The sequence below is a fragment of the Pseudomonas sp. XP2 genome, assembly GCF_053557975.1.
In genome coordinates this window covers 56,538-74,693 of record NZ_JBNRIK010000017.1, presented here as the reverse complement: position 1 = coordinate 74,693, position 18,156 = coordinate 56,538, and the positions used below count along the sequence as shown (strand labels likewise).

The window sequence follows — 18,156 nt, the reverse complement described above, 5'->3', positions numbered from 1 at the left end:
GAGTGTCTTGCGCGTGAGGCACGAATCGAACGGGACGAAGGTTAATATCACGCTGAATGATATGTGTGGATCATTCATCGATGGCGGGCATGATGGGGCTGCCCGGCAGCCCCGTTCGCGTGCATTCCCTCAGAACCGCCAGCCGGCATTCGCCACCAGGTTGCGTGGCTCACCATAAGAGCCGGAGCTGAACGTGCCCAGGCCGTCGTAGTACTTCTTGTCGAACAGGTTGTTCAGGTTCAGCCCCAAGCTCAGGTGTTCATCGAAGGCATAGTTGGCCAGCAGCCCGACCACGCCATAGTCACGCTGGTGCGCCTTGGTGCCCAGGTCTGAATTGACCGCGTAGATATCGCTTTGCCATGTCATGTTGCCGCCCACTGTCAGCTTGTTCCAGTCACCGGGCAGGCGATAGGTGGTGGCCAGCTTGAACAGGTTCATCGGCTGGTTGGTCTCGACGCGGTTGCCCTCCTTGTCGTGGGACTCGCGGTAGGTGTAGCCGCCAAATAGATTCCAGCCTGGCAGTACCTCGCCGGAAATTTCCGTCTCGATGCCGCGGGTGGTGGTGCCGGCAATGGCCCGGTAGATTTCCTGGGGGCCACTGTCATCCACCAATTGCGGCGTGTTCTTCTGTTTGACTTCGAACAGTGCGGCGCTGGCGTTCAAAGCGCCGTCGTAGAACTCGCCCTTGATGCCAAGCTCGTAGTTGTCGCCTTCGAGCGGGTCCAGCGAGGTATTGCTGGCGGTCTTGTAATAGGTCTGTGGCAGGAAAATCTGCGTCCAGCTGGCGTACACCGAATACGTGTCGTTCAGGTCCAGCACCACACCGGCGTAGGGCGTGACCACGCCGGACTTCTTCGTCCGGTCGCGGCCAGTGACCTCGCCGGTCAAATCATCGCTGCTGTCGTCCTTCTGGTTCCACCAGCTGACCCGGCTGCCGAGGATGATCGACAGCGGATCATACGGCTTGAGGCGCACGGCGGCGTAGACACCGGACTGGCTCAGGCGTGACAGGCTCTCTTCGGTCTTGGCCAGGTGCGGTTTGCCATGGGGGTTGCCATCCCACTCATAGATGTTGTCGACCGCAGGGAAGCCGCGTTCGTAGGTGGGGTAGTTGAGGTGGGTGTAGGCCAGGTTGCTGCCCAACACCAGCTCATGTTCGCGGCCACCCAGCTGGAAGGGGCCGGTGGCGTACAGGTCGAAATTGTCCTGGGTCTGGTAGCTGTCCAGGCGGTTGATATACATCGATACGCCGCTGCCGGTAAGCGGGTCGGGCGTACCGGCGCTGGCGGAGCCGGTGACGCCACGGCGGTACGCGTACTGGTGGCTGTATGCGGCCTTGGCGACCCAGTCGTTGGCCAGCTTGTGCTCCAGCATGCCGGTGAAGTTGTACTGGGTATTGTTCAGGTAGCTCCAGCGTGCGGCCGGGTTGAACGACCGCGAGAAGTTTGTTGCGCTGCCATCGCTGTTGAACAAAGGGATGTGCCCGAAGCTGACGCCGTCGGCATTGTTGTTCTGGTAGTCGAGGCTCAGGCGCAGCAGGGTGTCTTCGCTCAGGTCGATGTCCAGGGCGCCGTACATCACGCGCTTGTCGGTCTTGTACCAGTCAACGAACGAGTTGGCGGTTTCGTACACCCCGACCAGGCGGCCACGGATGTTGCCGGCTTCGGTGAGCGGCCCGGAGACATCGGCCTCGGTGCGGTAGCGGTCCCATGAACCGACTTCGCCAGCCACCGTCGCCTGTGCATCCTCCGTAGGCCGCTTGCGCACCAGGTTGAGCGTGGCTGACGGCGTGCCTGCGCCACTGAGCAGGCCGGTGGCACCTCGTACCACTTCGACTCGGTCATAAATTGCCATGTCGGCCAAGGTACTGGTGAATTGCTGCGACTCGTTGGCGATTTGCGCAGGGATACCGTCGTACTGGAAGTTCTGGATCTGGAAGCCGCGGGCGTAGAAGGTATAGCGTTCGCTGTCACGATGGTTGCTGGAAAGCCCCGGTGTGAACTTCACCACATCGTCGATCGAGGCCAGGTGGTGATCATTCATCACCTGGCGCGTGACCACGCTGACCGACTGCGGCGTTTCGCGCAGTGACAGGCCCAGCTTGGTTGCGGTACGGGTACGCCCGGTGGTGTAGGCACCGGTGTTCTCGGTGGTTTCGCCCAGGCCATCGCCCACCACACTGGTCGCGCCCAGCTGCACGGCATTGCCGGTTTCGGCTGGGTACAGCACATAGGCACCTTGCTCGGCAGGCGCAACGCCCAGGCCGGTGCCAGCCAGAAGAGTGGCGAAGCCCTGTTCGACACTGTAGGTGCCTTGCAGGCCGGCACTTTGCTTGCCAGCAGTGAGCTGGCTGTCGAACGACAGCACAATCCCGGCCGCGTTGGCGAAGCGGCCGAGCACCGTGCTCAGCGGGCCGCTGCTGATGGCGTAGGTCTTCTGCGCGTTGGCTGCCTGGGCCACGGCTGCACCGGGTAGCAGCGGCGGAAGCAGGGCGAGCGAGGCGCCGAGCAAGGCAAACGTGAGTGCTTGGCGGGGTGGTGAGATAAGGCGGCGCATACGGGCTTCCTGGGCGTAGGGTTTTCGGTGTATTGCCAGGGAGGCGAATGGGCGAGGGCAAATCGACAATGCCCTGTGCATTTTTTTCAGGCATTGCCTCTCAATGGCTCCACGCGTGTCCAGAAGCGGGTATGGCGCACCAGCTTTACCGGCAGCGAGCGGGCAACGGTAGCCAGGGTCAGGTCAAGATCGGTGAGCGAATAGGCGCCGGAAACCCGCAAGTGGCCGACGGCCGTGTCGCAGCCCAGGTAGCCGCTGCGGTACCGCTGTAATTCTTCGAGCAGGTGATCCAGGCGCCAATCGTCCACCACCAGTTGGCCTTCGGTCCAGGCCGCGTCGGTACTGGCCAGTGGCATGCGTTGCAGGATGCGGGTTTTGTCGAACAACAGGCCATGGCCACTGTCCAGGCGGGTTTGCTCGCCACCCGCGTTGATCGGGTTCACGACGACGGCATGCTGGTAAACGCATACGCGGGTCTGGTGGTCCTGTTGCCTGACGCTGAACCGGGTGCCCAGCGCCCTGATGTGGCCTTCGGCAGTGCTGACCATGAACGGGCGGTGATCGGCGGCAGTTTCGACAAAGATCTCCCCGGCACGCAGCCGTAGCTGGCGGGTGTCGTTGCTGAAGGCAATGTCCACCGCACTGCCGGTGTTGAGGATCAGGCGGCTGCCGTCACTCAGCGTCAACCTGCGCTGTTCGCCGATGGCGGTGCGCACATCGGCCAGCCACGCCGGCGCATCGCGATAACCGCGCCAGCCCAGGGCGCCAAGCCCCGCGCCCAGCAACAGCCCCTTGAGCAGCATGCGCCGCTGCAGCGCCGGGCCCTGCTGGCCAGCACGCTCCAGCACGTCATGGCCCAGTGCGCCTTGTGCTTGGTTCAGTTGAGCCTGCAACATGGCCACCCGTTGCCAGGCCCACTGGTGCTGCGGGTCGGCCGCATGCCAGGCCTGCCAGCGTTGCTGCAGGTCCGGGTCGGCAGGGGCCTCGCCCAGCCGGGCAAACCACTGCGCGGCGGCGCTCAGTGCCTGTCTTTGGGGCAGCGGGCTCACTGGGCGTGTTCCAGGGCAAACAGCAAGCAGTGCTCGGTGGCGCGGGCAATGTACTTGGTGACCGAACTGACTGATACGCCCATCTGGGCGGCGATGTCCTTGTAGCCCAGGCCACGCAACTGCGATAACAGAAACGCCTGCTTGACCTTCTTGCCCAGGCCTTCAAGCATCGCATCCAGTGCTTGCAGGGTTTCTACCAGCATCCAGCGTTCCTCGGGGGAAATCGCATACTGTTCGGGCTGTTCGGCCAACAGTTGCAGGTAGGCCTGCTCCAGTGCCCGGCGGCGGAAGCTGTCAATCATCACGCGCCTGGCCATGGTGACCAGAAAGTGGCGTGGCTCGCGCAGTTCACTGAGCAAAGGCTGGCTGCGGTCGGCCAGCAGTACACGCACGAACGTGTCCTGGGCCAGGTCGGCGGCTTGCTGCGAACACTGCAGGCGGCCACGCAGCCAGTTCACCAGCCAGCCATGGTGGTTGGCGTACAGGCCGGCCAGGCTGTGTCCGGTCGAGGGGAGGGAGTCAGGCATGGTGCTGTTGCGCGCTAATGAGAATTAGTCGCAATTTATTTCAATTACGCACATTCAGCAATGGCCCAGCTACAAAGGTGAGGGGGAAGAGACGCTGCCCGGAACAGGCAGGGGCGGTGATGTGTTGCGAAAAGGGGCGCAACGCGCCCCCGGCAATCTCAGCTCAATACGTTGAACCCGTGGGTGCCATCCCGCTCTAGCTGGGCAATCAGCCCGAACTCCCAGTCCAGGTACCCCTGCATGGCCTCTCGCGGGTTATCAGTGCCTTCATAGGGCCGGCGATAACGGTCGGTACGCGCCACCGCCAGGTGCGTTTCGCCACTTTCCAGCGGCTTGCCTGCCGCAATCCACCGCGCCGTGCCGCCCTCCAGTACGTACACCGGTGTCTGCGTAAGCGCCCGCAAGTCTACCGCCGCAAAGCGTGCCAGCAGGCTGCTGCCGCAGGTCAGTACATAGCGCTGGGCTACTGGCAGCTGTTCCAGCACCTGCGGCAACTGCGCGCGAATTGCCCAGTGGGCACCCGGAATGTGGCGTTTCACGTAGTTGGCACTGGTGGTGAAGTCCAGCAGCACGGTGCCTGGCGTTTGCAGCCAGTCGTCCAGCTGCTCGACCCCGATTTCGGAGACTGCAGGCAGTGGAGGTTGGGGGGGCTGCCAATCGCCGGTCTCGCTGAAATCTTGCGCCGACAGGCCATCGAGCACGGCGACCTGCCAGCCCATTTGCGCCAGCCATGAAGCACTCATGTTGGCCCGCACGCCGTCATCATCCACCAGCACGATGCGCGCCCCGCGCACGCTGGCGACGTGGTCGGTTTCCTGCACCAGTTGCCCGCCCGGTACACTGCGGCTGGCCGGCAGGTGGCTGTGGGCATATTCCTCGGGGGTGCGCACATCGAACAGGTAGGTGGTGCGCTGGGTATCGGCCTGCCAGGCGGCCAGGGCTTCGCGCTCCAGGCGCAGCACACCGGCACGGTCGGCCACATTGCGTGCGCGTTGGGCGGCGTTGGCGCGGGTGTTGTCGCTCACCTCGGCGAAGCGGCGCTCCTGGCCGTGCGCCAGCGCTTGCCCGGCCAGGGTCCAGCCGATGGTGCCGTTGCGCAGGGCAGCCACGGGGTTGGGGATGCCGGCGTTGACCAGCGACTGGGTGCCGATGATGCTGCGGGTGCGCCCTGCGCAGTTGACGATGACCTGGGTAGCGGGACTGGGCGCCAGTTCGGCAACCCGCAGTACCAGCTCGGCACCCGGCACGCTGATGCCCCCCGGGATGCTCATGGTCTGGTATTCGTCGAAGCGGCGGGCGTCGAGCACCACCACATCGGCGTTGTCGTCCAGCAGCGCCTGCACCTGTTCGGCCGCCAGCGACGGGGTATGGCGCACGCTTTCAACCAGCTCGCCAAAGGCCTTGCTCGGCACGTTCACGTCACGGAACAGCTCACCACCGGCGGCGCGCCAGCCGGCCAGGCCGCCTTCGAGCAATGCGACATCGCTGTACCCTAACGCCAGCAGGCGTTCGGCGGCCTGATGTGCCAGGCCTTCACCGTCGTCATACACCGTAATGCGGGTGTCGCGCCGTGGCACGCGGGCGAAAATCTCCAGTTCCAGCTTGGACAAGGGGATGTTGGCAGTGAACAGGGGGTGTGCCTGGGCGAACGGGTCTTCCTCGCGCACATCGATCAGCGCCAGTTCTTCATGGGCCAGCAAGGCCTGGCGAATGTCTTGGTAGGAGCGGGTGGCAACGGTACTCATGGGGCAGGGTTCTCTTTGGACAGGTCCCAGATGTTGGGCAGAAGGCTGTTGGAATAGCCGGAAATGAACGGTTTTTCGCTGCCGTCGGGCGAGTACACCGCGCGGCTGACGGCACCGATGTTGGCGCCATAGACGTGGATGCTGATCGACACCCGGTCGTCGAACGCATTGCTGACCTGATGCACATCGCCGATGCGCGGCGAAACGGCCTCTACGTGACCGGGCTCGAGGCGCACGGGCGCGCCTGCTGGTAGTAGGGCGCCGTGTTCGCTGCGGGCAAAGCCTTGCGAGTATTCGGCGCCGCGCAGCATGCCGATCAAGCCCCACACCCGATGGTCGTGAATGGGTGTCTGCTGGCCTGGCCCCCAGACGAAGCTGACGATGGAAAAGCGCTGGCGCGAATCGCAGTGCAGCAAATATTGCTGGTAACGGGCCGGGTCTGGCTGCGCCAGTGCCTCGGGCAACCAGTCGTCATGGGCGACCAGGCTGCGCAGCAGGCCCTGGCCGTGGTCGAGGAGGGTGGCTTCTTCGGGTTCTTGGTCCACCAGTTGCGCAAGCGCGTCAATGAAAGTGCGCAGGCGCTCAAGGCGCAGGGGTTGGCTCATGATTCAGGCTCGGCTGACGGTTTGGGCTAACCCTAGCAAATGCGCTGAATATTCTCAAAAGTAAAAATATGAATAAGCTAATATGCAAAAAATGCATTTACAGAGTGGCTGATCTGTTTTGAAATGTGCGCATGGGCAAAGCATTAGGTTATGCCCAAAACGAATTTCACGGCACTGCGCTTAATCGATAACTTATAAGCATTGCGTTATTTATATTCAAAGTGAATATGAACGCCCCATGCCCCCACGAGACCGCACGCGCGGATCGGCCTGATGTACCCCGACGGTACCTGGAGACGAACGTGCGATATCTAAAACAATTGGCCGCCTGTGTGCTGGCCAGCTCCCTCAGCCTGACCGCTGCCGCGCAAACCCTGGTGGTCGGTGACCAGAGCTTCAATGCCCGGGCGGTGATGGAAGCGGCCGGCGTGCTCGACGACCTGCCGTATACCCTGGAGTGGAAGCAGTTTACGGCCGGCTCGCCGGTAGCCGAGGCGCTGAACACGGGCAGCCTGGACATCGGCCTGCTGGGCGATGCGCCACCGTTGTTCCTGGGTGCCCTGGGCGCGCCGATCAAGGTGATTGCGGTGAGCCGGCAGAACCTGGATGGCGTGGCGATTCTGGCGCGCAAGGACTCGAACATTCACAGCCTCGAAGACCTGCGCGGCAAACGTGCGGCGATCTGGAAGGGCTCCTGGAGCCAGCAGTTGCTGTTCAGCGCGCTGGACAAGGCCGCCGTGCCGCGTGATGCCCTGGAGCTGCGCTACCTCAGCGCCCTGGACGCCTCCCATGCCCTGGATGGCGGTTCAGTGGATGTGATCGCGACCTGGGAGCCCTATGTCACCCAGCAGGAGCGCCAAGGGGCGCGCGTGCTGGCCACGGCCGAAGGGTTGATACCGGCGCAGAGTTTCGTGGTGGCCAATGCCAAGGCGGTGGAGGCCAAGCGGGCGCAGATCAGTGATTTTCTGCAGCGTCTGAAAAAGGCCCGTGACTGGACCCTGAGCGACCCGGCCCATACCGAGGCTTATGCCGATGCCTGGGCAAAACGCACCCGTGCCGATCGCGACATTGCGCGCGCCTGGTTTGCCCGCGCACGTACCGATGTGGCACCGCTGAACCCGCAGGTGATCGTGGATGCGCAGAAGACCGTGGACTTTTTTGCCGGGCTGGGGCTGATCAAGAACTACCCGGCGTCGAGCCTGTTCGATACCTCGTTCGCGGCTGCGTTCGACCACTGAGTTTTCCTGCCGTGGCCCAATCGCCGGCAAGCCAGCTCCCACAGGATCACCACAGCCGTGGGTTCAGTGGAAAACCTGTGGGAGCTGGCTTGCCGGCGATTGGGCCGGTACAGGCAACAACTGTTATGAGGAGCTGTACATGACCACCCGCAAAATCAAGCTTGGTGCCCTGACCATGGGCTGCGGCGGCCCAGGCCGGCACAACCTGTGGCTGGACCCGGAGCTGCCCGCCGATGCCAGCGTCAACATCGACTGGTACATCGACATCGCCCGCCAGGCTGAAGCGGCGCTGTTCGACCTCATCTTCATCGTCGACAGCCAGTACATCACCCCCGGCTCACCGTCGCATTATCTCAACCGCCTGGAGCCGTTGACCCTACTCTCGGCGCTGGCAGTGACTACCCGTAACATCGGCCTGGTCGGCACCCTGACCACGTCCTACAACGAACCCTTCAACGTCGCCCGCCGCCTGGCCTCGCTGGACCTGATCAGCAAGGGCCGCGCTGGCTGGAACGTGGTCACCAGCGGTGATGCCGGTACCGCCGGCAACTATGGCCGTGACGAGCACTACGACTATGACACCCGTTATGCCCGTGCCCAGGAGCACGTGGCGGTGGTTCAGGGCCTATGGCAGTCCTATGAAGACGGGGCGTTCCCGCGCAACCGCGCTACCGGTCAATTCCTCGATCCGGGCCGGATGCATGCCCTTCACCACAAGGGCGAACACTTCTCGGTCGTAGGGCCATTGAATATTCAGCGTTCCCCCCAGGGCCAGCCGGTCATTTTCCAGGCCGGCGATTCGCAGCAAGGGCGCGAGCTTGGGGCCGCCACGGCAGATGTCATCTTCACCCATGCTGCCAGTATCGAGCAGGGCCAGGCGTTCTACCGCGATGTGAAAGGCCGCGCTGCGCGGCTGGGGCGTGACCCGGAGCAACTGCTGGTATTGCCCGGTGCCGAGATCTATGTGGGTGACACCGACGAACACGCCCGCGAGATCGAACGCCACTACCACCAGCAGGACCATAGCTTCGAGCTGGCGCTCAAAGAGTTCGGGCGCAACTTCGGCTGGCACGACTTCAGCCAGTACGACCTCGATGCACCGTTCCCGCAGGAAAGCCTGGAGCATGCGCGCAGCAGCTTTTTCACCAATGCCAAGCGCATCGCCGACCAGGCCCGGGAGCAGGGGTTCAGCCTGCGCCAGGCGGTGGAGTTCGGGCGTAAGCTGCGCCCAGGTGCCTTCGTTGGCTCGGCCGAAACGGTCGCGGCAAAAATGACCGAGTGGTTCGAGGCGCGGGCGCTGGATGGCTTCAACATCTACATCGGCCACCCCGGGCAGTTTCGCCGGTTTACCCAGGAGGTGGTGCCGCTGCTGCAGGAGCGCGGGGTGTACCGCACGGCTTACGAGGGCAGCACACTGCGCGAGAGCCTGGGCCTGGCCATTCAGTGAATGCTCGAGGCCAGTTCGAAGATCGGCATGTACATCAGGATCACGATCAGGCCGATCAGCAGGCCGATGAACGTCATCAGCAGCGGTTCGAACAGTTTCACGAACCATTCCACCCAGCGGCCGATTTCCTGGTCATGGAAGTCGGCGCAGCGTTCCAGCATTTCCCCCAGGTTGCCGGACTGCTCCCCGGCCCGCAGCAGGCGCAGCGACACCGGGGTAACCAGGTGGCCGGCTTCCAGCGCATCGGACAGTGGCAGCCCTTCGCCCACCCGCTGGCTGGCCTGGCCCAGGCCCTGGGCTGCTGCGCTACCGAGCAGGCCGCGGGCCATGCCCATGGCGGTCAGGATGGGAATGCCGCCTTGCAGCAAGATGCCCAACGAGCGGTAGAAGCGCGCCAGCTCGTACATCATCAAGCGTTGATGCAGCGCCGGCAGGCGGCGCAACTGGCAGGAGGCCCAGCGCCGTACCCGTGGGTGGCGGCGCAGCAGCCACAGTGCCGTGACCCCACTGAGCGTGCCCAGCGCCAGCGGCAGTTGCTGGGCGTGCAGGAACAGCCCGATCTGCATCAATACCCGTGACAGCCAGGGCAATTCGGTGCCCATGCCCTCGAACACCTGGCTGAAACGCGGCACCACATAGCCGAGCAGGAACAGCACCACGCCGCCCCCCACCAGCAACAGCAGCAACGGATAGACCGAGGCCCCCACCAGCTTTTGCCGAACCAGGTCCAGGCGCTGGCGGTAGCTGATGTAGCGCGTGAGGGCATCGCCCAGCGCCCCGGTGCGTTCGCTGGACTGCACCAGCGCCACATACAGCGGCGGAAATATCCGCGGCTGCTGGCCCAGGGCCTGGGACAGCGATCGGCCTTCGTACAACTGGCGTACCAGCTCGGCCAGCACCTTGCGGGTGGTGGCTGCAGGCGCCTTTTCCGCCAGGCTCTCCAGTGCGTCGATCAGCGGCAGCCCGGCATTTAGCAGGGTTGACAGTTCCTGGCTGAACAGCACCAGGTCAAAGGCCGCTTGGCGCCGCCTGGCCATGCCGCGCAGGGCACCGCCGTTGCTGCGCAGGCTGAGCACACGCAGGCCCTGATCCGCGGCCTGGCGGCGGGCCTGGTCGGCGTCCTCGGCGTCGATCTGCAACTGCACCACGCCCTGTCTGCCCAGGGCCTTGAGGCTATAGCGCATGGCCACTCTCCTTACTGCCAGCTGGTGATTTCGGCGTTTTCCCCGTCACCCCCGGGCTGGCCGTCCTTGCCCATCGACAACAGGTCGTATTCACCGCCGTTTTCGCCAGGTTGCCGGTAGATGTATGGGCGGCCCCAGGGGTCCTGCGGCACGGCCTTCTGCAGGTACGGGCCGGTCCAGCGCGCTTCACCATTGGGGGCGATGACCAGGGCCTGCAGGCCTTGCTCACTGTTGGGGTAGTGGCCGACTTCCAGGCGATACAAATCCAGCGCCTTGCTCAGCCCTTCAATCTGCGCCCGCGCCACTTTGGCTTCGGAGCGACCGAGCTGGCTGAAGTACTTGGGCGCGACGATGCCGGCCAGCAGGCCGAGCACCACCAGCACCACCAGGAGTTCGAGCAGGGTGAAGCCACGTTGCGGTTTGGTTCTGCGCTGCATGGTGAAGCCCTCCACTGCATGGGGACACAGGTTGACAGGCACCATGCAACAGCCGTGCACGTCTGCCTCGGGGCCTTGCGCCATGCGGTGCCGGAAGCGGCACAGTGCTTGCGTCGTGGTCATCGACCTCGGGTTTCCGGGGCATTTCCCCCACTTCGGGGGCCACGACGAAGAGGCGACCGTCATGCGTGGACTCATCCTCGGTTTGATATGGCTGGCGGCAGGTGTCGCCCAGGCTGATGTGTACATCTCCATCGATGCCAAGGGCGGCTACGTACTGACCAACGTCCATCGGCCTGGGCGCCATTATGAAAAGGTGATCAACGAGCCGTTGGCACAGGCCGGCCCGGCCAATGCGCAGATGATCACCGGCCGACCCTACGCTGAACTGGTCGCTGCCGCCGCGCGGGCCCACAACGTCCCTCCAGCGCTGTTGCATGCGCTGATCAAGACCGAATCTGGCTACAACCCCAAGGCCCGGTCGTCTGCGGGCGCGGTAGGGCTGATGCAGTTGATGCCGGATACAGCACGTGAAATGGGTGTGGAAGACCGCCTGGACCCCGAAGACAACGTGCAGGGCGGGGCACGCTACCTCAAGCAGATGCTTACCTTGTTTGACAACGACATCACCCTGGCTGTGGCGGCTTACAACGCCGGCCCGGATGCCGTAATGCGGCGCGGCGCCGTGCCGCCGTTTGCCGAGACCCGGCGTTATGTACCCACCGTGCTGCGCGAATATCGCAAGTTACAGGGGTTGGAGTAATACCCTTCGGCGGATGCTATCAATTTAGCACTACGGCTTCCCCAGGTCTGGGCTATAACCTTCTGAAGGTGCCCAGCTGTGGAGCCCACCATGGACATCGCCCCTCGTTCCGACGCCATAGAAGTGCCTGCCGGTAACGAACTGGCAGCCCCACGCAAGCCATTCAACCTGCTGCGCTGGTATGCCTGGGTCAGCCTGGCCATCATCGTTTCGGTGGCTGCCGGACTTGGGTTGATATCCAGCCGTTTCATCATTGATGAAAGCGTTGAGCGCGATGCCTTGCTCACGGCACAGTTCATTACCTCTATCGCCGACGCCGAAGTGCGCCATGTGTCGATCCCCAACGTGCGCACCATGGGCGAGTTGCTGGACCCGCGCACCGACCCTGGCAACCTGCCGGACGTCGACCCGGATGCCCGGCGCAAGGCTCGCGGCGAGTTCCTCGACCACATCGCCCACCTGCCAGACATGCTGCTGGCCAACATCTATGCCCCGGACCTTACGGTGATCTGGTCCACCAACCCGGCGCTGATTGGCAAGCTGATTGATACTGACGACGACCTGGCGAGGGCGTTCGAGTACAAGATGCGGGTCTCGGCCAGCTACCACAACTTCGAACAGGCCCGTGCCGAGCAGAAATTCGTCACCCCGCCCGAGCAGCTGTTCATCGAAAACTACATTCCGCTGTTCGCTGCCGATGGCGAGCACGTCACGGCAATGGTCGAAATCTACAAAGAGCCCCATGACCTGATTGTGCGCATCGAGCATGGCCTGATACTGATCTGGCTGGCGATCACCGTCGGCGCCGCGCTGGTCTACGTCGGCCTGTACGGCATCATGCACCGCGCTGCACGGCTGCTGGCGGTGCAGCAGAAGCGGCTGATCAACAACGAAACCTATGTCGCGTTGGGGGAGGTGTCCTCGGCGGTGGCCCACAGCCTGCGCAACCCGCTGGCCAGTATCCGCTCCAGTGCCGAGTTGGCCCAAGCGTTCGACGAAGGCCCGGCGCAGCGCAATATCAACGACATCATCAGCCAGGTTGACCGGATGTCGCAGTGGATCCGCCAGATGCTGCAGTCGCTGCGTCCGCTGAACGATGAGGCGGTTGCGGTGGACTTGGCGCTGGCCTTGCAGGACAGCCTTCAAACCTACGCCGTGCCGCTGGCGCGTGGCGGGGTAAGCCTGGACCTGCAGCCGTTACCGGCGGTACAGGTATTGGGGCATCCGGCTTTACTGCGGCAGATATTCAGCAGTTTGATCGCCAATGCCCTCGAATCGATGGATCAGGGCGGACGTTTGCGTATCGAGGTGGTACGCCATGACCGGCGTGGCCTGACCTTGCGCCTGTCTGACAATGGCAGGGGCATGAACGAAGTGCAGCAGCGCATGGCCTTCAGGCCATTTTTTACCACCAAGCAAGGTGGGCTGGGGGTGGGCCTGGTGCTGGTGAAACGTATCATGGAGCGCTTCGGCGGCACCGTCAGGCTCAGCAGCAGTGAGGGCCATGGCACCCGAGTGTCGTTGAATTTCCGATTGGTCAGAAATTAATGTTTTGCGCTAAGAATAGTTTCTAACACGTTGATATATATGAGATCAGTGGTTCCTGGGTACTTATTACCCAACTGTGGGGCCTTTTCTTGAAGTCGCATTTAACTATGCACCTTAAAGCATTGAAAATTATAGCTTTACGGTCCTCTGGGTTTGGCTGGCCAACTTCTTGCTTGGTGATGTGCGGAGCGCTACACACGACAAATGGCAGCCAGGGCTGCCCAGGTGGGGTGCTATCAACTGGCTGCTGCTGTTGGCCTTGATGCATTTCTGAACGGACGCACTGTGCGGGAACCACGCCATGCAGATGCTGGAAAACGATGTTCGCGACAAGGCCAGTGCGAGTGCCAGCGGTCTGGCCGTACCCTTGCGTGAGTTCAACCTGCTGCGCTGGTTTTCAGTCATCAGCCTGTTGATCATCACTGCGGTGGCGGGCGGGCTGGGTTATGTGTCCACGCGCTTCGTGGTCCGCGATAGCGTGCAGCGTGATGCGATGCTGACCGCGCAGTTCATCCAGGCCATGGCCCAGGCCGAGGTCCGCCATTCGCAGTTGCCGCCGGGCACCACCATGGGCGAACTGCTCGACCCGCGCCTGGACCAGCAGCACCTGCAGTTTGCCCCGGCGCTGGCCGAATCGACCCGGGTCGAATTTCTTGACCATGTCGAGCACCTGCCTGATATTTTGCTGGCCAATGTCTATGCCCGCGACCGCACCATCGTCTGGTCCACCAACGTCGAGCTTATCGGCAAGCGGATAGAGGCTGATGGCGATCTGGACCGTGCTTTCCATTCGCGCAGGGCGGTGTCGGCCAGCTATCACAAGGCTGAGGATGACCGCGAGGAGCAGAAGTTCCTGCGTGAACCGCGCTACCTGTTCATCGAGAACTACATCCCCCTGTTCGACAGCCAAGGTGAACAGGTGCTGGCCATGGTGGAGATCTACAAGGAGCCACAGGACCTGATACGGCGCATCCAGCGCGGCTATGTACTGATCTGGGCTTCGACCCTGGTGGGTGGAGCGCTGATCTACTTCGGGCTGTTCTGGATCGTACGCCGGGCGGCGCAGATGCTGCATCTGCAACAGGACCGGCTGGTGGCCAGCGAAACCTACGTGGCGCTGGGCGAGATGTCGTCTGCTGTGGCGCACAGCCTGCGCAACCCGTTGGCCAACATCCGCTCCAGCGCCGAACTGGCGCAGGAAATCGCCAACCCTGCGGCGCAGAAAAACATCACCGACATCATCAGCCAGGTCGACCGCATGTCGCGCTGGGTGCGCGACTTGCTGGTGTCGTTGCGCCCGGTCAGTGACGAGGCAGAGGCTGTGGACCTGGTGGCCGCCATCGAGGACACCCACCTGGCGTTCGTCCAGCAGATCGAGCGCAATGGTGTGCGCTTCCATTTCGAAGGGCCTGATCAGCAGTGGGTGGCCAGCCAGCCGCTGCAGCTCACGCAGATTCTCAACAGCCTGTTCTCCAATGCCCTGGAGGCCATGCCGGCGGGCGGCATGCTGACTGCCCAGGTCAATGTACAGGATGGCCAGCGTGCCGAGTTCGTGCTTACCGACACTGGCAAGGGCATGAGCCAACAGCAGGAGCGGATGGTGTTCAAGCCGTTCTTCACGACCAAGCAGGGTGGCCTCGGTGTAGGGCTGGCCCTGGTCAAGCGCATCATGGAACGGTTTGGCGGCTCGGTCAGCCTGAGCAGCCGCCAAGAGGAAGGAACCCGCGTCAGCCTTACATTCAATATCGCAGCGGGAGGGGAACATGGAGCACAGCATCCTGGTCGTCGAGGATGATGAAATCCTCGCTGACAACATTCGCACCTACCTCAGCCTCAAGGGCTTTGAAGTCACCGTGTGCCACAGCGCCGAGCTTGCGCTGGAGCAGATCAAGCGGGCTCAGCCCGACGCGGTGCTAACTGACAACTCGCTGCCGGGCATGAGCGGCCACGACTTGCTGCGCAGTTTGGTGGCGCAGGTACCTGGTCTGAAAGTGATCATGATGACCGGCTACGGCAATGTCGAAGACGCCGTGCAGGCGATGAAGGAGGGGGCCTTCCATTACCTGACCAAGCCCGTGGTGCTCGCCGAGCTTAAATTGACCCTGGACAAGGCATTGGCGGCCGAACGCATGGAGCGCACGCTGTCGTTTTACCAGGAACGCGAGGCGCAGAAATCCGGGTTGCAGGCGTTGATCGGCGATTCGCCGGTAATGCTCACCCTCAAGCACACGTTGCAACAGGTTCTGGATGCCGAGCGGCGCATGGCCTGCGACGACCTGCCACCGGTGCTGGTCGAAGGCGAGACCGGCACCGGCAAGGAGCTGGTGGCGCGGGCCCTGCATTTTGACGGCTCTCGCAGCAAGGGGCCGTTCATCGAGTTCAACTGCGCCTCGATCCCTGCCAACTTGCTGGAGGCCGAGCTGTTCGGTCACGAGAAGGGCGCGTTCACTGATGCCAAGGAGCGGCGGCTGGGCCTGGTGGAGGCTGCAGACGGTGGCACGTTGTTCCTCGACGAGATTGGCGAGATGGACCTGGTGTTGCAGGCCAAGTTGCTCAAGCTGCTGGAAGATCGCAGTATCCGCCGGATTGGTGCGGTGAAGGAGCGCAAGGTTGACCTGCGGGTCATCAGCGCCACCAACTGCAACCTGGAGCAGATGGTGCAGCAGGGCAAGTTCCGCCGCGACTTGTTTTTCCGCCTGCGCATCATCGCCCTGAAGGTACCGCGCCTGTATGCCCGTGGTCAGGACATCCTGTTGCTGGCAAGGCATTTCCTGGCCCACCATGGCCGGCGTTATGGCAAGCCGAACCTGCGCTTTTCCGCCGAAGCCGAGAGCCTGATGCTGGGCTATAGCTGGCCCGGCAACGTCCGCGAGCTGCGCAATATGCTTGAGCAGACCGTGTTGCTGGCGCCGAATGAGGTGATACAGGCGCACCAGTTGAACCTGTGCATGACCTTGATTGACGAGCCATTGGTGCCGCAGCCGGCACCTGCGATGTTCGAAATGCCGCGGCACGAGCCGGAGTCAGGCACCAGCCTGCCGGACATGGAGCGCGACCTCGTGTGCAAGACGCTGGACCGTACGGACTGGAACGTGACCAAGTCAGCGCGGATGCTCGGGTTGTCGCGGGACATGCTGCGTTACCGGATCGAGAAGCTGGGGCTGACACGTCCTGATAAACGCCAGTGGTAACAAACAGTCAATCTTACTCAACCGGGCGGGTGAACCCGCTCCCACAGGGAATACATAACCTGCAATGTCGAGCGGTGGCCCATTGAGTAGCGTACTCAGGGGGTACCTGTACGGGTGCCACTATTTCCCTGAGGACCGGTACCCTCCGAACCGCTGCCATCCATCCCCGGCAGGTCGCGGTTGTCATTTTGCTTGGCCGGCGGGCTTTCGGGGTCGTTACCTTGAATGCGCGTGTCAGTATCCCGCGGCATGGGCTTTTCGATCGGGTTGAGGGTGCTATCCACGCCCGGCCGGGGTGCCGGGTTGTGCGGATCGTCAGGGTAGGTCGGGCCGGTGCCGACGGCGAAGGCCAGTGGCGAGGCGAGCAGGGCAATCAGCAGAATGCTTGAGCGGGGCATGACAGGCTCCTTGGCTTAGGGTAGGTCTGATATTTCCTTCGGCCCTACCCTGAGCAGCAAGGTGCCATTACCCCGATAAACGGTTACACCACCTGCGCCAACAACATGATGAAGATGATGCCAACCACCGAGAGGATGGTTTCCATCATGCTCCAGGTCTTGAAGGTTTCCGCTACAGTCATGTTGAAATACTGCTTCACCAGCCAGAAGCCGGCGTCGTTCACATGTGACAGGATCAACGAGCCCGCACCGGTGGCCAGCACCAGCAACTCACGGTTCACTCCCGGTACCAGGTCGATTACCGGTGCCACAATGCCCGCACCGGTAATGGTGGCGACCGTGGCGGAGCCAGTAGCGATGCGGATTACCGCTGCCACCAGCCAGGCCAGCATGATGGGCGAAATCTCCGCCTGCACGGCCATTTGCCCGATCACGTTGCCGACACCGGTGTCCACCAGCATCTGCTTGAAGCCGCCGCCTGCACCCACGATCAGCACGATGGCCGCCGTGGGGGCCAGGCTCTGGTCGAGCATTTTCATGATCTGCTGGCGGTTGAAGCCGCGGGCAGAACCAAACGTGTAAAAGGCCAGCAGCAGGGCCGCGAGCAGGGCAGTGATGGGGTGGCCGATCAGGTCCATCCACTGGCGCACGATATGCTCGGCCGGCAACACCACGTCGGCGAAGGTCTTCAGCAGCATCAGCGCGACCGGCAGCAGCACCGTGATCAGGGTGATGCTGAAGCTTGGCAGGTTGCCCTGGTCGGACTCCTTGGCAATTTGGTCCATCAGTTCCTGGGACGGGTTGCCCGGGATGTAGCGGGAGATGAAGTTGCCGAACAGCGGACCGGCGATGATCGCGGTGGGCAGTGCGACGATCAGGCCGTAGAAGATGGTCTTGCCAATATCGGCGTGGAAAATGCCAATCGCCAGCAATGGGCCCGGGTGTGGCGGCACCAGGCCGTGCACCACCGAAAGGCCCGCCAGCAGCGGTATGCCGATTTTCACCAGCGACACCCCGGAGCGCCGGGCAACGATGAACACCAGCGGAATCAGCAGCACAAAGCCGATTTCAAAGAACAGCGGTATGCCCACCAGGAAGGCGGCGAACATCATCGCCCAATGCACGTTCTTCTTGCCGAAGGCGCGGATCAGGGTTTGCGCGATCTGGTCGGCCCCCCCAGAGTCGGCCATCAGCTTGCCCAGCATGGTGCCCAAGGCGAGCACGATGCCGACGAAGCCAAGCACACCGCCAAAACCATCCTGGAACGACTTCATGACCTTGGCCACCGGCATGCCGGAGGTCAGGCCAAGGAAGCCGGCCGCGAGGGTGAGGGCGACGAAGGGGTGCACTTTGAAGTGGGTGATCAGCAGGATCAGCCCGACGATGGTAACCAGCGCGTCGAGCAGCAGAAAGGTGTCAGTAGCCAGTCCGAACATGGTTTGAAGGCCTCGATCTTATCGTTGTTTTT

General features: G+C 62.8%; 15 protein-coding genes. 6 read left to right on the top strand and 9 right to left on the bottom strand.

Annotated elements, in window-relative coordinates:
* Positions 1-129: 129 nt before the first annotated feature.
* From ACK1VC_RS18540 to ACK1VC_RS18520, 5 genes are all read right to left on the bottom strand, one after another.
* A complete protein-coding gene (locus tag ACK1VC_RS18540) occupies positions 130-2,556 on the bottom strand; it encodes a TonB-dependent siderophore receptor (RefSeq protein WP_191087679.1) in 2,427 nt (808 codons plus the stop codon).
* An 86-nt stretch (positions 2,557-2,642) separates the two neighbouring features.
* Positions 2,643-3,605 (bottom strand): FecR domain-containing protein, encoded by a 963-nt coding sequence (locus ACK1VC_RS18535; protein WP_016486706.1) that lies wholly within the window; start codon positions 3,603-3,605, stop codon positions 2,643-2,645.
* The gene (locus ACK1VC_RS18530) at positions 3,602-4,132 is read right to left on the bottom strand and encodes a sigma-70 family RNA polymerase sigma factor (RefSeq protein WP_023048544.1); all 531 of its coding nucleotides are present in this window, start codon (positions 4,130-4,132) and stop codon (positions 3,602-3,604) included. Before ACK1VC_RS18530 ends, ACK1VC_RS18535 begins: the two co-directional genes overlap by 4 nt.
* A gap of 158 nt (positions 4,133-4,290) precedes the next feature.
* Positions 4,291-5,877, bottom strand: a complete 1,587-nt coding sequence (locus ACK1VC_RS18525; protein ID WP_191087680.1) for a rhodanese-related sulfurtransferase — start codon at positions 5,875-5,877, stop codon at positions 4,291-4,293.
* Entirely contained in the window at positions 5,874-6,482 is a 609-nt protein-coding gene (locus ACK1VC_RS18520; RefSeq protein WP_191087681.1) for a cysteine dioxygenase family protein, read from the bottom strand. Before ACK1VC_RS18520 ends, ACK1VC_RS18525 begins: the two co-directional genes overlap by 4 nt.
* A 302-nt stretch (positions 6,483-6,784) precedes the next feature.
* Between ACK1VC_RS18520 and ACK1VC_RS18515 the strand changes: the two genes are divergently transcribed.
* Both ACK1VC_RS18515 and ACK1VC_RS18510 read left to right on the top strand, forming a co-directional pair.
* Positions 6,785-7,720, top strand: a complete 936-nt coding sequence (locus tag ACK1VC_RS18515) for an ABC transporter substrate-binding protein (RefSeq protein WP_191087682.1) — start codon at positions 6,785-6,787, stop codon at positions 7,718-7,720.
* 139 nt (positions 7,721-7,859) lie between these two features.
* Positions 7,860-9,167, top strand: coding sequence for an LLM class flavin-dependent oxidoreductase (locus ACK1VC_RS18510; RefSeq protein ID WP_016486711.1), 1,308 nt, complete (start codon positions 7,860-7,862; stop codon positions 9,165-9,167).
* On the opposite strand, the gene ACK1VC_RS18505 is transcribed toward ACK1VC_RS18510, so the two are convergent.
* A complete protein-coding gene (locus ACK1VC_RS18505; RefSeq protein ID WP_060516432.1) occupies positions 9,161-10,351 on the bottom strand; it encodes a type II secretion system F family protein in 1,191 nt (396 codons plus the stop codon). The two genes, ACK1VC_RS18510 and ACK1VC_RS18505, sit on opposite strands and share 7 nt — an antisense overlap.
* Before the next feature lie 11 nt (positions 10,352-10,362).
* Positions 10,363-10,788, bottom strand: coding sequence for a type II secretion system major pseudopilin GspG (gene gspG, locus ACK1VC_RS18500; protein ID WP_024717645.1), 426 nt, complete (start codon positions 10,786-10,788; stop codon positions 10,363-10,365).
* A gap of 184 nt (positions 10,789-10,972) precedes the next feature.
* Between gspG and ACK1VC_RS18495 the strand changes: the two genes are divergently transcribed.
* The 4 genes from ACK1VC_RS18495 to ACK1VC_RS18480 all read left to right on the top strand — a co-directional run bounded on the left by ACK1VC_RS18495 (position 10,973) and on the right by ACK1VC_RS18480 (position 16,290).
* Entirely contained in the window at positions 10,973-11,551 is a 579-nt protein-coding gene (locus ACK1VC_RS18495) for a lytic transglycosylase domain-containing protein (RefSeq protein WP_191087683.1), read from the top strand.
* Between the two features lie 90 nt (positions 11,552-11,641).
* On the top strand, positions 11,642-13,099 hold the full coding sequence (locus tag ACK1VC_RS18490; protein WP_096426023.1) for a sensor histidine kinase: 1,458 nt from the start codon (positions 11,642-11,644) through the stop codon (positions 13,097-13,099).
* 301 nt (positions 13,100-13,400) lie between these two features.
* The gene (locus ACK1VC_RS18485) at positions 13,401-14,894 is read left to right on the top strand and encodes a sensor histidine kinase (RefSeq protein ID WP_016486716.1); all 1,494 of its coding nucleotides are present in this window, start codon (positions 13,401-13,403) and stop codon (positions 14,892-14,894) included.
* Entirely contained in the window at positions 14,863-16,290 is a 1,428-nt protein-coding gene (locus ACK1VC_RS18480; protein WP_191087684.1) for a sigma-54-dependent transcriptional regulator, read from the top strand. The genes ACK1VC_RS18485 and ACK1VC_RS18480 overlap by 32 nt, the downstream gene beginning before the upstream one ends.
* A 95-nt stretch (positions 16,291-16,385) precedes the next feature.
* On the opposite strand, the gene ACK1VC_RS18475 is transcribed toward ACK1VC_RS18480, so the two are convergent.
* Positions 16,386-16,688, bottom strand: a complete 303-nt coding sequence (locus ACK1VC_RS18475) for a hypothetical protein (RefSeq protein WP_016486717.1) — start codon at positions 16,686-16,688, stop codon at positions 16,386-16,388.
* Between the two features lie 83 nt (positions 16,689-16,771).
* Entirely contained in the window at positions 16,772-18,124 is a 1,353-nt protein-coding gene (locus ACK1VC_RS18470) for a GntP family permease (protein ID WP_016486718.1), read from the bottom strand.
* Positions 18,125-18,156: the final 32 nt, after the last annotated feature.